The organism is Microbulbifer okhotskensis (assembly GCF_023895975.1).
Lineage (GTDB): Bacteria > Pseudomonadota > Gammaproteobacteria > Pseudomonadales > Cellvibrionaceae > Microbulbifer > Microbulbifer okhotskensis.
Window position 1 is genome coordinate 1 of sequence record NZ_JALBWM010000376.1, and the last position, 489, is coordinate 489.

Genomic DNA, 489 nt, shown 5'->3' on the forward strand with positions numbered 1-489 from the left:
GTTGATCTTCTGTTTCACGGTCCAGGCCGCTGCCATTGTCCGTTGGGCAGTAGAGGGAGGCGCTGCCGAATTTGCTTTGGGTGGTGCTGATTTTTACCCCACTGGTGCCGCTCCATTGGCCGCCGTACTCATCGGTAATATCTGTACCGCCATCGTCGCCGTTAAAATGTAAAAGTGCGGCGTTACCACTGCCGCCACTGCCGACGGCTGTGGTTTCGGTTAGGTCTTCATCATTTTGGATTTCATTGTTGCTTTCGTCATAGATTCGCAGGTTATAGGTGGTGCCGGCTTCGGGGCCAATATCGCCATCCGTCCAGGGCACCAGGACATCCTGTTGGAGGCTGCGGTCTCTGTGGGACCAGGTAATGGTGAGCGGGCTAATGGCTGTTTCGGGCCAGTCTTTTCCATTAATCTTCACATTGGCCGGCGGATAAGGTCGTGCCTGGCGTTGGTCGATGGTGACGATATTTGCAGTGGCCGCGCTTTCGC

General features: G+C 55.4%; 1 protein-coding gene. It reads right to left on the reverse strand.

The features are described 5' to 3' along the window. The coding region (locus MO867_RS22580; protein ID WP_252473362.1) for a hypothetical protein at positions 1-489 on the reverse strand (489 nt) is incomplete at both ends.